Annotated in this window: 17 protein-coding genes and 1 other annotated feature; of the genes, 16 read left to right on the plus strand and 1 reads right to left on the minus strand. The window is 51.1% G+C overall.

From position 1 onward, the window contains the following. Positions 1-11 precede the first annotated feature (11 nt). The 4 genes from KB236_03045 (at position 12) to KB236_03060 (ending at position 2,386) form a co-directional block, all read left to right on the plus strand. A complete protein-coding gene (locus KB236_03045) occupies positions 12-692 on the plus strand; it encodes a rhomboid family intramembrane serine protease (GenBank protein ID UIF29730.1) in 681 nt (226 codons plus the stop codon). Between the two features lie 42 nt (positions 693-734). After that, positions 735-965 carry a YqgQ family protein gene (locus KB236_03050; GenBank protein ID UIF29731.1) on the plus strand — a complete coding sequence of 77 codons (231 nt, stop codon included), beginning with the start codon at positions 735-737 and terminating at the stop codon, positions 963-965. Between the two features lie 3 nt (positions 966-968). Further along, positions 969-1,940 carry an ROK family glucokinase gene (locus tag KB236_03055; protein UIF29732.1) on the plus strand — a complete coding sequence of 324 codons (972 nt, stop codon included), beginning with the start codon at positions 969-971 and terminating at the stop codon, positions 1,938-1,940. Positions 1,941-2,008: 68 nt separating this feature from the next. Beyond that, complete coding sequence (locus tag KB236_03060) at positions 2,009-2,386, plus strand: rhodanese-like domain-containing protein (protein ID UIF30273.1); 378 nt, start codon at positions 2,009-2,011, stop codon at positions 2,384-2,386. Between the two features lie 265 nt (positions 2,387-2,651). Here KB236_03060 and KB236_03065 read toward each other — a convergent pair whose 3' ends face one another. Beyond that, a complete protein-coding gene (locus KB236_03065; GenBank protein ID UIF29733.1) occupies positions 2,652-2,828 on the minus strand; it encodes a DUF3042 family protein in 177 nt (58 codons plus the stop codon). Between the two features lie 153 nt (positions 2,829-2,981). On the opposite strand from KB236_03065, the gene KB236_03070 reads away from it, so the two are divergent. From KB236_03070 to KB236_03125, 12 genes are all read left to right on the plus strand, one after another. Beyond that, entirely contained in the window at positions 2,982-3,749 is a 768-nt protein-coding gene (locus KB236_03070; GenBank protein UIF29734.1) for a glycerophosphodiester phosphodiesterase, read from the plus strand. Next, on the plus strand, positions 3,734-4,651 hold the full coding sequence (gene miaA, locus KB236_03075) for a tRNA (adenosine(37)-N6)-dimethylallyltransferase MiaA (GenBank protein UIF29735.1): 918 nt from the start codon (positions 3,734-3,736) through the stop codon (positions 4,649-4,651). The genes KB236_03070 and miaA overlap by 16 nt, the downstream gene beginning before the upstream one ends. Before the next feature lie 126 nt (positions 4,652-4,777). Then, entirely contained in the window at positions 4,778-5,161 is a 384-nt protein-coding gene (locus tag KB236_03080; GenBank protein UIF29736.1) for a MerR family transcriptional regulator, read from the plus strand. Positions 5,162-5,205: 44 nt separating this feature from the next. After that, complete coding sequence (gene glnA / locus KB236_03085) at positions 5,206-6,546, plus strand: type I glutamate--ammonia ligase (protein ID UIF29737.1); 1,341 nt, start codon at positions 5,206-5,208, stop codon at positions 6,544-6,546. A 566-nt stretch (positions 6,547-7,112) separates the two neighbouring features. Further along, positions 7,113-7,991 (plus strand): exonuclease SbcC, encoded by an 879-nt coding sequence (locus KB236_03090; GenBank protein ID UIF29738.1) that lies wholly within the window; start codon positions 7,113-7,115, stop codon positions 7,989-7,991. Then, complete coding sequence (locus KB236_03095; GenBank protein UIF29739.1) at positions 7,984-8,925, plus strand: hypothetical protein; 942 nt, start codon at positions 7,984-7,986, stop codon at positions 8,923-8,925. The genes KB236_03090 and KB236_03095 overlap by 8 nt, the downstream gene beginning before the upstream one ends. Before the next feature lie 12 nt (positions 8,926-8,937). Then, positions 8,938-9,480 carry a dUTP diphosphatase gene (locus tag KB236_03100; GenBank protein ID UIF29740.1) on the plus strand — a complete coding sequence of 181 codons (543 nt, stop codon included), beginning with the start codon at positions 8,938-8,940 and terminating at the stop codon, positions 9,478-9,480. Positions 9,481-9,895: 415 nt separating this feature from the next. Then, a complete protein-coding gene (locus tag KB236_03105; GenBank protein ID UIF29741.1) occupies positions 9,896-10,429 on the plus strand; it encodes a TetR/AcrR family transcriptional regulator in 534 nt (177 codons plus the stop codon). An 85-nt stretch (positions 10,430-10,514) separates the two neighbouring features. Further along, positions 10,515-10,594 (plus strand) — a sequence feature (ribosomal protein L21 leader region). A 20-nt stretch (positions 10,595-10,614) separates the two neighbouring features. Next, positions 10,615-10,923 carry a 50S ribosomal protein L21 gene (gene rplU / locus KB236_03110; GenBank protein UIF29742.1) on the plus strand — a complete coding sequence of 103 codons (309 nt, stop codon included), beginning with the start codon at positions 10,615-10,617 and terminating at the stop codon, positions 10,921-10,923. 26 nt (positions 10,924-10,949) lie between these two features. Next, positions 10,950-11,288, plus strand: a complete 339-nt coding sequence (locus tag KB236_03115) for a ribosomal-processing cysteine protease Prp (GenBank protein UIF29743.1) — start codon at positions 10,950-10,952, stop codon at positions 11,286-11,288. A gap of 21 nt (positions 11,289-11,309) precedes the next feature. Next, positions 11,310-11,606, plus strand: coding sequence for a 50S ribosomal protein L27 (gene rpmA, locus KB236_03120; protein UIF30274.1), 297 nt, complete (start codon positions 11,310-11,312; stop codon positions 11,604-11,606). A 277-nt stretch (positions 11,607-11,883) separates the two neighbouring features. Next, positions 11,884-12,948 carry a Xaa-Pro peptidase family protein gene (locus KB236_03125; GenBank protein UIF29744.1) on the plus strand — a complete coding sequence of 355 codons (1,065 nt, stop codon included), beginning with the start codon at positions 11,884-11,886 and terminating at the stop codon, positions 12,946-12,948. Positions 12,949-13,004: the final 56 nt, after the last annotated feature.

Genomic DNA, 13,004 nt, shown 5'->3' on the forward strand with positions numbered 1-13,004 from the left:
GAAGCGGCAGCGTGGCGCAAGTTAAGTATCGACTGAGCCGACTGAATCAATATCCCTTTATGACCGTGGGCCTAATCGTCATCATGGTGCTGGTCTACGGGGCAATGACCCTTGACGGGGGGAGTACCAACGTCAATGTCTTGATTACCTTCGGGGCCAAGCTCAACGCCTTGATCCAACAGGGTGAGTGGTGGCGGTTGTTCACCCCGATCTTCCTGCACATTGGCTTTACGCACATCCTCATGAACATGATTACCCTGTATTTTGTGGGGATTCAGATTGAGGCGGCGTTTGGGCACACCCGATTTTTGGCCCTGTTTTTGGTGGCTGGCATCGGCGGGAACGTCGCGAGTTTTTGTTTCTCGAATAGTTTATCAGCTGGGGCCAGCACGGCCATCTTCGGCCTGTTTGGGGCGTTCATGATGCTGGGTGAATCCTTCTGGCAAAATCCCGTGATTCGCCAGCTCACGCAGACCTTCCTGGCCTTCGTGGTGATGAACATTTTGTTCGATTTATTCGCGCCGGGGATTGATTTAGCGGGGCACATTGGTGGACTGGTTGCCGGGTTTTTGGTAGCGTATTCACTGGGAGTTCCTCGAATTGGTAAGGTTAGTTCAGTTAAACGAGTTGTAGCAACAGTTGCTTTAATCGTTGGATTGGTATGGTTGTATCTGCACGGTATGGCGCAGTAGAAGCGAAAATGTCTCGTGCAATTTCACGGAGGTTGTGGCACAATGAAAACGTTATATGATGTTCAGCAGCTACTTAAAAAATTTGGTATTTATGTCTACGTGGGCAAGCGTCTTTGGGACATCGAAGTCATGGCATTGGAATTGGATCACCTCCATCAAGCACGGGTGGTCGATGACAAGACCTTTGTCGCGGCCAAGGTGGTTCTCACACATGAACACCGCATTGAAGTACAACATGCAAAAGATCAACACCAATCCATTGGAGGGATTTAGAGTATGGCACGGAATTTAATTGGAATCGACTTAGGCGGGACCACGACAAAGATGGCGTTTCTCTCCACTGCCGGCGAAATTCTCGCAAAGTGGAGCATCCCGACTGACATCTCAGATGAGGGGAGCCACATTGTTCCTAACATCATCGAATCGATCAACCAACACATTAGCAATTCAGTCTTTAGCAAGAATGACTTTATCGGTATCGGCATGGGGACGCCGGGCTCTGTAGATATTGACAATGGGACCGTGATTGGCGCCTTCAACTTAAATTGGAAGAAGCGACAACAGGTTCGCGATCAGATCCAAGCCGGCATTGGCCTGCAGTTCATCTTGGATAATGATGCCAACGTGGCTTCACTGGGTGAATACTGGAAGGGTGCCGGTGAGAAGGATGCCGATGTCGTCTTCGTTACCCTGGGTACGGGTGTCGGCGGTGGGGTCATCGCTGGCGGTCACTTACTCCACGGGATTAACGGTGGCGCCGGTGAACTCGGTCACGTGACGGTTCAGCCTAACGGTTACCTGTGTACTTGTGGAAAACGTGGTTGCTTAGAGCAATACGCTTCCGCAACCGGGGTGGTCCACGTGGCTGCTGACATGGCTAAGGACTTCATGGGCACGTCACGGTTGAAGGAAATGGAAGACAATCAGGAAAGTGTCACGTCCAAGATGGTCTTCTATTTAGCCGACAACGGGGACATCTTGGCCAACCAAGTGGTCGATCGCGTGACCTTCTACTTAGGCTTAGCCTTGGCTAACGTGGCCAACATCTTGAATCCAGCCAACATCATCATCGGTGGTGGCGTTTCAAATGCCGGCAACACGCTGTTACAACCAACGACACGGTACTTCCAGGAAAATGCCTTTCCAGCGGTTCGGGATTCAACCAAACTGCGGTTGGCACAACTTGGTAATGACGCCGGGGTCATCGGGGCCGCTTCATTAGCATTGCGGTTCCAAAAAACAAACTAAAGATTTAGAGGATTAGGAAGGAAGATTTCGTTTTGGTTATTGGTGCAATCTCAGGATGGACGGTCTACATGATTGTCCTAATCATTCTTATTGCCGTGTGGGGCGGCTGGCAGTTGACCACGATTATCCGGCGCAACCGGGTAGCAAAGTTGATCGACGCCGAAACATTTGAAGCTGGTATTCGGACGGCTCAAGTCGTCGACGTACGCGAAAAGAAGGACTTTGACGCGGGACACATTTTGGGGGCGCGTAATTTTCCTTATTCCACTTTCAAGGCTTATCACAACCAATTGCGTAAGGATCTCCCGGTCTACTTATACGACCAAGGGAAGACCATGAGCACGCGGGCAGCCATTATGTTGGGTAAAGATGGATTCAAGCAGATCTTTATCCTGAAGAGTGGCTACGTGCGTTGGGAAGGTAAGACGAAGAAGACGAAGTATTAAAAAATGAGGACGCTCGGCATTGGCCGGGGGTCCTTCTTTTGTGGGGAATTTTAGGTGACATCGCACTAGCTAGTGGGGCGCTAATTGGGTCCGCTAACACAAGATTATTAATTTAATTAACCACATTGACTATATACGATGGGGCAATCATCATTTATACTTAGCTGTAGGAGAGATTCACACAAGTCAGGGGCGTGGGATGTCTCATGATGATCCGGCGCCGAAAATAAAAAGGAACCCGGAGAATTCCAGATTCCTGAGGGGCTTAACCATGGTGAGCAGAGTGACTCTTCCGGTTGGCCCGTTTCCGGTTTTCTTCAAACCGGGCTTCTTGATCTTCAATTGGCTGAACGACTTTTTTTCTGAAAGAGAAGACGGCTCCAGCCACAGCACTAGCAGTTGCGACAACGCCAAAGAGGAATCCCTTTGTGAAATGTTTCATCGTATCGACTCCCATCATGTTTAATTAATTGGTTATCCGCTTCCATTATGCTGGTTTTTGTCAGAAATAGCCAGTGATTAGCAGATTCCCGGCGAAAAAATTGAGTGTTTTGTGGTACGCTAGATTTTGAAGATAGTGAGGGGAGTGGGAACTATGTTTACGCGACAAACGACGCAGATAATTGCCCATCGTGGCAGTAAGGGTACCCGACCAGAGAATACGCTAGTGGCCTTTCAGACGGCCCTGGATGATGGGGCTGATGGGATTGAGACGGATGTCCAACTGTCACGCGACCGGCAGATGATCATTATGCACGATGAGCAGGTGGACCGCACGACTAACGGCACCGGACTGGTCCGTGACCACACACTGGCCCAGCTCAAGGCGTTGGACGCGGGCATTCATTTCGATCCGGCCTATGCGGCCACCCGGATTCCAACCTTGGATGAGGTGATTGGTTTGCTACAACGTAACCATTTCACGGGAATCTTCAACCTCGAATTAAAAACCAACAAGTTCCCGTATCCCGGCCTCGAACAGCAACTGGCCGCGTACTTTACCCAGCACCCCGTGGGGTTTCGGCTAGTCTTCTCTAGCTTTCGGGCACAATCGCTGGTGACGTTGCGCCGCCTCTATCCGCAAGCGGAGTACGCCAAGCTCTTTCAGACGGCGAGTCGGCAGGCCAAAAAGATGGAGCGGTTGCATCAGGTTGCAGACCTTCATCCCGATATTCGCTGGGTGAAAGCTCACCGCTTCTGGTTACCGCACATGCAGTTGCGGCCCTGGACGGTAAATTCTACTGCGGACATGACCTACTGCTTCAAACATCATTTTGCGGGGATGATTACCGATTATCCGGCCCGGGCGGTTCGTCTGCGGCAGCAAATACAAGGAGAATCTGATTCATGGAAAAAGTCTTAGCAATCGTGGGGCCGACCGCCGTGGGCAAGACCGCGCTGGCCATCACCCTGGCCCAAAAATTTAACGGTGAAATTATCTCGGGGGACTCCATGCAAGTTTACCGACACCTAGACATCGGGACGGCCAAGGCCACCCCAGAAGAGCAGGCCCAGGCCACGCACCACTTAATTGACGTGCGCGACGTTGACCAGCAGTTTACGGTCGCCCAGTTCGTGGCGGCGGCCCAACGGTTAATTCCGGCGATTATTGCGCGCGGGCATTTACCAATCATTGCCGGGGGGACGGGCTTTTACCTCCAGGCGTTGTTCGACGGCCTCAAGTTAGGCGCCGACGCCCCCGGCGATCCCGCCATTCGGGATAAATTTAGAGCCATCGCAGCGGACAAAGGGGCCGACTACCTGTGGCATCAGCTCAACGACCAGGACCCCCAGGCGGCGGCGAAGATTCCGACCACCAATGTACGGCGAACGGTACGGGCCCTCGAAGTGATTGCGGTCACAGGCAAGCCATTCTCCCACCAAGAAGACGATGGCCCCCAGTACGATGACTGTTACGTGGCACTCAACACCGACCGTAGCCTACTCTACGACCGAATCAATCAACGGGTCGATCAGATGGTGCAGGCGGGATTGTTGGCTGAGGTGAAGTGGCTGGCCGCTCAGGGTGGTCGTGACTTGCCGGCGGCCACGGGAATTGGCTACCGCGAGTTGTTGCCGGTTCTGGATACGCCGGCCAAGCTTCCGGCGGCCATCGAAACGGTCAAACAGGATTCACGACACTACGCTAAACGGCAGTTAACCTGGTTCCGTAACCAAACGACGGCCACGTGGTATGATTTGGTCCAGCACCCGGAACAGCTCACAATCATTGAAAAACGGGTCGCGGCGTGGCTGCAATCCTAATTTGGTATAGAAAATTAACTAAGGTTTCGTTAAAAGTCAGCCCTCATGTCATAAAATCTAACATAAGTTCTTGACTCCCTGCCTAGGGGTGGTATGATAGCGTCATAGTTAAAGGGGGCCAATCGCATGAAGGAGAAAGAGTTACGACGGTCAATGGCTGTACTGCCAATGGGAACCGTGATGAAGTTGACGAGCTTGACGGCCCGGCAGATTCGCTACTACGAGTCTCAAGGCCTGATTTCTCCGGAACGGAGCGACGGGAACCGGCGCCTCTATTCGCTGAATGATATTGACCGGTTACTTGAGATCCGGGATTATTTAGCGGACGGCGTGAACGTAGCGGGGATCAAAGCCATTTATGATCAGCAACAAGCTGCGGCTCAGGCTAAACGTGAAGCGCATGAGCAACCGTTGACCGATGCGGATGTTCGTCGAATCTTGCAGGATGAGTTCATTCGGCAAGCCGGCCTGGGACATCCGGACCCGGGGCTGCAGCAGCGACCCCTTTAACCGACGCATTTGGTAGATACAAAAACTGACAGGGAGCGATTTTAATGGCAAAACGGGATTATTCCAAAGATGATATTCGCCAGATGGCAAAGGACGAAAACGTTAAGTTTCTACGGCTAATGTTTACCGATTTATTCGGCACAATCAAGAACGTCGAGGTACCCATCAGCCAATTAGGCAAGTTGCTAGACAACAAGTTAATGTTTGACGGCTCCTCCATTGATGGCTTCGTGCGGATCGAAGAAAGTGACATGTACCTGTACCCTGACCTATCAACTTGGATGATTTTCCCTTGGAGTACGGAACGGGGCAAGATTGCGCGGGTGATCTGTGAAGTTTACACCACAGACGGTAAGCCATTTGAAGGCGACCCACGGAACAACCTGATCCGGGTCTTAAGCGATATGCGCAAGGCCGGCTTCACTGATTTCAACATTGGACCAGAACCCGAATTCTTCCTGTTCAAGATGGATGAAAATGGCAAGCCAACGACGGAACTCAACGATAAGGGGAGCTACTTCGATATGGCGCCAATGGACTTGGGCGAAAATTGTCGGCGTGAAATCGTCTTAACCCTGGAAGAAATGGGCTTTGACGTCGAAGCGGCCCACCACGAAGTCGCTCCTGGTCAGCACGAAATTGACTTTAAGTATGCGGACGCCTTGACTGCGGCCGATAACATTCAAACATTTAAGCTGGTCGTGAAGACAATTGCCCGGAAATATGGCCTCTATGCGACCTTCATGCCAAAACCTCTGGCCGGAATCAACGGCTCGGGGATGCATCTGAACATGTCCTTATTCCATGACAAGGGCAATGCCTTCTACGATGAAAAGGGGAACATGCAACTGTCTGAAGATGCCTTCCACTTCTTGGGTGGCCTGTTGAAGCATGCGCGGAGCTTTACCGCCATCTGCAACCCAATCGTCAACAGTTACAAGCGTCTGGTTCCCGGTTACGAAGCGCCAGTCTACGTTGCTTGGTCCGGGTCTAACCGGTCCCCATTAATTCGGGTACCTAACTCTCGAGGATTATCAACGCGGTTGGAACTACGGAGCGTGGACCCAGCGGCGAACCCATATCTGGCCATTGCGGCCGTACTGGAAGCCGGTTTGGATGGATTACGGAATCAATTGGCCCCACGCGAGGCGATTGACCGGAATATCTACCGGATGGATGCCGAGGAACGACAAGAAAATCACATTACCAACTTGCCTGATACCCTGCACAATGCCTTGAAGGACCTGGCCGCCGATGAGGTCATCCGCAATGCCATGGGGCACCACCTGTTCCAAAGCTTCATGGAAGCCAAGACCTTGGAATACAATTCTTACCGGACGCAAGTTTCCCAGTGGGAACGCGATCAGTACCTGGAATTGTACTAAACTGAAGGTTGAAAGCTATAAAATAGTTAGAATCCGTGGTATGACAAGGATACCATCCATGATAATATCCTAGTCGCATACCGGCCGCCTTACCGTTCGCCAAATTTGGTCTGGATCGCGGTGGGCAGGACGGGAAAAGCCAAAGGGCGGTCCCCACAGCGCCGGAATCTCTGGCAGTCGCAGATGGTGTTGATGGCTAGTTTAATGGCGATAGGCCCTGTCAGCTGGGAATCGGGGAGTATTCACAAACTTTCAATCTTTAGTGCTAAATCTAACGCATAAATCGACACGGCCATTGCGGTCGTGTGCGGTTGAAAAGAGAAGTCGTCGACAGCTACAAGCTGTGGGCGGCTTCTTTGTTTGCCGAACGTGGCCGACGGCTGCCAGTGACCCCCGATTGTCCGTTAGTTGGTTCGGAAGCTGACAAGCCGTTTTTTTTAAAAATTTCATTGTTTTCCGGCAAATTTTGGGGAAACTGCTTTATTCTCCGGCGTTTTTTGGTAACATGAACGTATAACCAAATGTTTTCAGCACAGGCTGGGGAACATGAGAATGAGGGATAATCCATGGAAAATCAAGAACAGCAAGCCAATGCGGCCGATGCCCTGACGCAGGTAATCGCCAACAAACTCGATTACTTAAGTACGATGCAGGCAGCGGTTCAGCATGGTGATGACCGAAAAATCTACGAACTTCTTGATCAAGTTCGCTATTACCAAGAAGTAAAGAAGACGCGGGCAGACCGCTCTGTGAACCATTTAGCAGAATTGGTCGACAACATTCATCCCCAAATTAGCCATTATTTGAGCGATAAATTAATCGATTATTTAGGACACATCTATCCCTTCTTCTACTACGAAGAATTTACCACGGGGATGTTCCACATCTACTTTGGTAACTGGTGGGACCGGCGCTTGTTCGGTGACCTAGACGTCATCAACGTTCAGTTCGAGTTCGACAAGACCGAATACCAGAAGTTGCGGGATTCATTTGCACTGGAAAGCCAGAGCCAACGCCTCAATACCTCTAAGATTGAGTCCATTTCCGCCGAGAGTGAAAAGCTTCAGGAATTGGTCAACGCCCAACCGAAGCGGGATAACCAGAAGACCCAACTGCGTGAACAACTGAAAGAAAACAGTGGTAAGAGCAGTATGCCTTGGGAATCCGGCAAGGTGAAGACTGAACGTCAGGAGATTATCGACCAATTGACGGAGTTAGCGGACCAGGACGAAAAGGCCCTGAACGCCCACAAGTTGATTAAGGAAAATGACGATAAAATTTTGGTATTGTCCAAGGAAGATACCATCTTAAATTACGAAAAGCAGAGCATTCGCGACGCCTTCGATGACTTTGAACATTTCGAAGCACACAATGCTAGCCTATATGCCGACTACTTGAACAGCCTTTTAGGCAAAAGCGAGGGTGAGGTGACCGTCGATGATTAACGAAAACGATCCGTCTACGCTAACCACCAGTGGCCGTCTGTTGAACTACAACGAAGCCATTAAGGACGGCCTACAAACGGGGCTGACCTTTACCAAGCTGATGGACCAACTGATCCGAACGACCGACCCCAACGAATTGGTGGCCGCGGCGACCCAGTTGGCCGACTTTAAGCTTGATTCCGACTACGTGACGTTCCCGCACCAGTACAGCAACGCCGACTACTACCTACTCTTTATGTCGCGGATGTTGGAACTACACGATCAGGGCAGTCAGGTTATCGTCCAATCGCGGGACCATCGCGAGGAATTGACGCAGCAATTGACGACGCTGGGCGACCGGGGGTCTTTTAACTTCCGCGTGGAATCGTCTGAAAATGGCGGTGTGTTCTACCGCGAACGGGCCACGGGACAATCACTATTCTACCTGAACCTGGAACGGAAGATGATGCGCTTCAACAGTCATGCGTTGACGCAGTTATTTATCATTGATCTGCACGACACGGTACCTGCAGAAACGGTGAAGACCTCCGTTCAGGTACTGATCGACTTTGCCCGTTACCTGAAGGAAGATTACGGGTACTCCGTGGACTTCAACATCTTGGATGCAGCGAACCGGCAGAATTACGCGGTACGGGCGGCGGATCTACCGGCTGGTATCGTGGATCGGCTGTTCGTGACGGCGGCCAAGAACGACTACATGCTGACCAACGGCGTGAATGGCAACGGTGCCGAGATTGCGTTGGACAAGGGGATTGTCGTCGATATTTTCAACAATCAGTTAGAGGGTCAACCGGAATGGGTCCTGACCGTTCACGACGATGAACAGAAGATTTCCTGGTTCGATGTGCTCTTGAAATACCCGTTTATGCGGGATTGGTACTTAGAAAACCTGACGGATCTGGAAGTCAAGTCAGATCCACTCATCTTCGGATAGGAGGCTTAGTCGGTGTTAGAGTTAGCAAAATTAGTGCAGCAGTCCATTGCGTTGGACGAGCAGATTACCCGGGACAGAGACATCGAGTTGCCGCGCAAGGTGCAGATTGAAAATGCCTACGTGGCGCTGGATGTTGAGTTGGCCGAAACGGCGAATACGTCCGAGTGGTTCAAGGTGTGGAAGACGCACCGCGGTAAGGCCGATGAGGGCCAGACACCACGACAGACCCTGCTGACGGAATATACAGATGCCATGGACTTCTTCTTCTTGGTGGCTGCGAAGAAGACCTGGACGCATCTGATTATGATCACCGAAGAAGACTTGACGGGTTTAGAGAAGAGTCGGCCCGCTAAGGATTTGGACCAACAATACTTAATTTTAAAACGCATGTTGTTTAACAGTCATTTCGACCATCGGCAAGAGGACTTTCGCCACGCTTGGCGGCTCTTCTTGAAGTGGGGATTCGTCGATCTGGGCTTCAAACAAGATGAGATTCAAGCCGCCTATGAGGCCAAACGCCAGGTCAACCTGGATCGTCAGGCCAATGATTATTAGTATTTACAACTAAAAGGGGTCGTCTTCTACGTCGGCCCTTTTCGCATATCAAGATGCCGGCATCAGTTTATAGTCGGTTGCCAGCAGTGATTCGGTTAAGTAACTCGGTGGATTTTGCTGGTATTTTCACGATGAGACTGGTAAAATTCAAGGACTTGTCCAAGTCGTCAACCAGACGTTGGCTGATCTGACGATAATGTCGACCGCCGTAAAAAGTATTAGCCGTAAACAATCATTTGCACAATGATTATCGGCAAAGTCCAACAACTTGATAAAAATAATAATCCTTAAACTTTGTCTCAAGAGGGAGGAGACTACCATTAGTCATATCGATCCACGGGTCATTCGCACCAATGAACGACTCCGCCAAGCGCTCAGCACGTTACTTGAGGACCACCCACTAAAGGAAGTTTCCGTGCAGTCTTTGACCAAGACGGCACAGATTACACGGGGAACTTTTTATTTACACTACAAAGACAAGGCTGACTTTCTGCTACAAACGGAGAAGCAGCTCATCACGGAATGGTTTGAATACGCCGAGATGGTCACGACGATTACCGACCCCGCATCCGCAGGAGATGTGATTCGCGTGGTCGGGTTTGACGTGAACGCTGGCTTACAGTTCGCTGACCGGCACCACCAGATTCTAACCACGTTGTTTGACCCCCAATTTCCGCAGTTCCGACGACTTTTCTTGGACACGTTGATGGGAAAACTCTTTCAATTCGGTCTGCGTTTTGAGGGGGACCAGCAGAACTTCCATCTAACGGAAAATGAAATTCCGGCCAGCTATCTGGCGTCCGCCTTCATGGGGATGGTCATGCAGTGGCTGGCTGATGACCGGCGTTTTGGCTACGAGCATCTAGGCCGCACCTTTGCCAAGCTGTTGCCTAGCCCCCAGGCGTCCCGACTGAGTCAGTGGTTTCTCACGGCCAGTCCGAAAGGGTAAATCGGCTATTTTCAGCGGGATTGAAAATAAAGCTTGACGTGAGATAGCCCATCAAGTATAATTTTCATGTTGTATTTGTGGACTTCCACAGCTGCAACCGCTCGGGACGAGTCATTAAGTTTTCCGCTTGCGGAGCACTTGTTTTCGGCGAGTCTAAGTCTTAAATTATAAGGAGGTGCACACACATGTACGCAATTATCGTAACTGGCGGCAAGCAGTACAAGGTCGAAGCAGGCCAAGCTGTTTACGTCGAAAAGTTGAACGTTGAAGCTGGTGAAAAGGTTACTTTTGACCAAGTTGTCTTTGTCGGCGGCGACACGCCTAAGATCGGGACGCCAACTGTTGCAGGTGCAACCGTTACTGGAACTGTTGAAAAGCAGGGTCTGGAAAAGAAGGTTGTTACTTTCAAGTACAAGGCCAAGAAGGGCCAACATACGAAGAAGGGTCACCGTCAACCATACACCAAGGTTGTCGTTGATGCTATCAACGCTTAAGCCTAAAGATTAGAGAGGCGATCTCGATGATTCACGCGACGTTCCATCACGGAGCCAACCGAATCGATTCATTCCAAATCACTGGCCACGCTGACTCAGGTGAGTATGGTCAAGACATCGTTTGTGCCGCAGTCTCGGTGCTTGCGATCACGACGGTCAATAGCCTGCAACGAATCGCTGAGATTCCGGTGCAGGTTGACAATCGCGATCAGGAAGGTGGCTTTCTGGAAGTCCACCTCCCACCAAAGCTGGAAGCAACGGCTGAACTTAAGGGACAAACGCTCCTCCAGAGTTTTGAGGATGGGTTAAGAGATGTCGCCACAAATTACGCGGATTTTGTTAAATTCGCAGAGACCAAAGATTAATTTGCGGAGGTGAAACTTATGCTGATGAACATGAACTTACAATTCTTCTCTCACCATAAAGGTGGTGGGTCTACTGCTAACGGTCGTGACTCTGCTGGTCGTCGTCTTGGGACGAAGGCTGCTGATGGCTCTACTGTTACCGGTGGTTCTATCCTTTACCGTCAACGTGGGACGCACATCTACCCTGGCTTAAACGTAGGCCGCGGTGGTGACGATACGTTGTTTGCTAAGGTTGCTGGCGTCGTTAAATTCGAACGTCTGGGCCGTGACAAGCGCCAAGTATCCGTATACCCAGTTGCAGAAGAAGCAGCTAAATAACACGAGGTTTTCCTCGTAACGACTGAAGAGCTTGAGGCGAGACCAATTCGCTTTGAGCTCTTCTTTCTTCTCTCTAAGTGTCTGGATCATAGCTGATGAAGCTGGCCGACTGGCCGGTTACATAACTTTAATCGTGACGCGATGAAGATAAGGCGGCCGGTCTGCTGGAACGGTTCTCGCATTTGGGGGCAGTTTTCAGCGGCAACGGCCAGAAATAAACAGGTTATGATTTTCGCAACAATCAATTCATCTCTATCATGGCAAAGGAGTTGGGTGTATGGCGACTAGAATCGAACGTTTACAAGCACAATTTGACCGACTGAGTATTGACAGTTTTCTGGTATCCAGTGCCAGCAATCAACAGTATCTAGCGGGTGCTAGTGTTGAGGGCGGCGATGGCTACCTGCTGGTGACGGCCAAAGATGCCGTGTTTATCACGGATGCGCGTTACCAGACGGAATTGAAGACGACCATTCCGGCGATGCCGCTGGCAATCACCCGAGATTATCTGCAAGCCGCTAACGACCATTTACAGGCCGTGGGAGCCACCGTCTTGGGTATTGAGGATAGTTTATCCTTAAACGAATATCAGTGGTTAGACGAGCATCTGTGGACGGACATCGTGCCGTTGGCCGGAGTGGTCGACAATTTGCGGCAGGTCAAGGAACCGGCCGAGATTGCCGCGATTCGGCGGGCCACGGCGCTCACCAGTAAAGGGGTGACGGCACTCTTCGATCAACTCCACGTGGGAATGACCGAACGTCAAGCTGCGCAGTGGCTAGAACACTGGATGGCTGACCATGGGGCGACTGGAACCAGTTTTGAGACCATCGTGGCCAGTGGGACGCGTTCGGCTTGGCCGCATGGTTCGGCCAGCGACAAACCGTTGGCTAACCATGAGATGGTGACCGTCGACTGTGGGTTTTACGTAGACGGTTATACGTCTGATGTGACCCGGACGGTAGCGTTAGGCGATCCCGGTGAGCAGTTGAAAGCCGCGTATCAGGCTGTGCAAACGACGCAAGAGAAGATTATGGCCGCCGTCAAACCCGGCATCACGGGTGGCGAACTGGACCGGATTGGGCGTGATTACCTGACTGAACAGGGATTGGGTGACGCCTTTATTCACGGTACCGGTCACGGTATCGGCTTAGATATCCATGAAGGGCCGAACATCGGTCGCGGCTGGCCAGACGTCATGCAAGCCAACGAAGTGATCACGGTGGAACCCGGGGTCTACTTCGCGGGTAAGGGTGGCCTCCGAATTGAGGATGATTTGTTAGTCACCCCAACCGGCCACGAAACGCTGACGACGGCGCCGCGGAATTTAATTATTCTGTAAGTCGCGCGCCCATCTTGCTTTTTATGGGTAAGAATTGATATTATAAAGAGGACATA

The organism is Levilactobacillus brevis, from assembly GCA_021383565.1.
Lineage (GTDB): Bacteria > Bacillota > Bacilli > Lactobacillales > Lactobacillaceae > Levilactobacillus > Levilactobacillus brevis_B.

Bases quoted from the DNA above. Each gene is read 5' to 3' on its own strand.
- KB236_03065 (UIF29733.1), bottom strand. From the start codon at position 2,828: ATGAAACATTTCACAAAGGGATTCCTCTTTGGCGTTGTCGCAACTGCT.
- KB236_03095 (UIF29739.1), top strand. From the start codon at position 7,984: ATGATTAACGAAAACGATCCGTCTACGCTAACCACCAGTGGCCGTCTG.
- KB236_03090 (UIF29738.1), top strand. From the start codon at position 7,113: ATGGAAAATCAAGAACAGCAAGCCAATGCGGCCGATGCCCTGACGCAG.
- KB236_03050 (UIF29731.1), top strand. From the start codon at position 735: ATGAAAACGTTATATGATGTTCAGCAGCTACTTAAAAAATTTGGTATT.
- rplU (UIF29742.1), top strand. From the start codon at position 10,615: ATGTACGCAATTATCGTAACTGGCGGCAAGCAGTACAAGGTCGAAGCA.
- KB236_03060 (UIF30273.1), top strand. From the start codon at position 2,009: ATGATTGTCCTAATCATTCTTATTGCCGTGTGGGGCGGCTGGCAGTTG.
- KB236_03125 (UIF29744.1), top strand. From the start codon at position 11,884: ATGGCGACTAGAATCGAACGTTTACAAGCACAATTTGACCGACTGAGT.
- glnA (UIF29737.1), top strand. From the start codon at position 5,206: ATGGCAAAACGGGATTATTCCAAAGATGATATTCGCCAGATGGCAAAG.
- KB236_03080 (UIF29736.1), top strand. From the start codon at position 4,778: ATGAAGGAGAAAGAGTTACGACGGTCAATGGCTGTACTGCCAATGGGA.
- KB236_03055 (UIF29732.1), top strand. From the start codon at position 969: ATGGCACGGAATTTAATTGGAATCGACTTAGGCGGGACCACGACAAAG.
- KB236_03070 (UIF29734.1), top strand. From the start codon at position 2,982: ATGTTTACGCGACAAACGACGCAGATAATTGCCCATCGTGGCAGTAAG.
- miaA (UIF29735.1), top strand. From the start codon at position 3,734: ATGGAAAAAGTCTTAGCAATCGTGGGGCCGACCGCCGTGGGCAAGACC.
- KB236_03115 (UIF29743.1), top strand. From the start codon at position 10,950: ATGATTCACGCGACGTTCCATCACGGAGCCAACCGAATCGATTCATTC.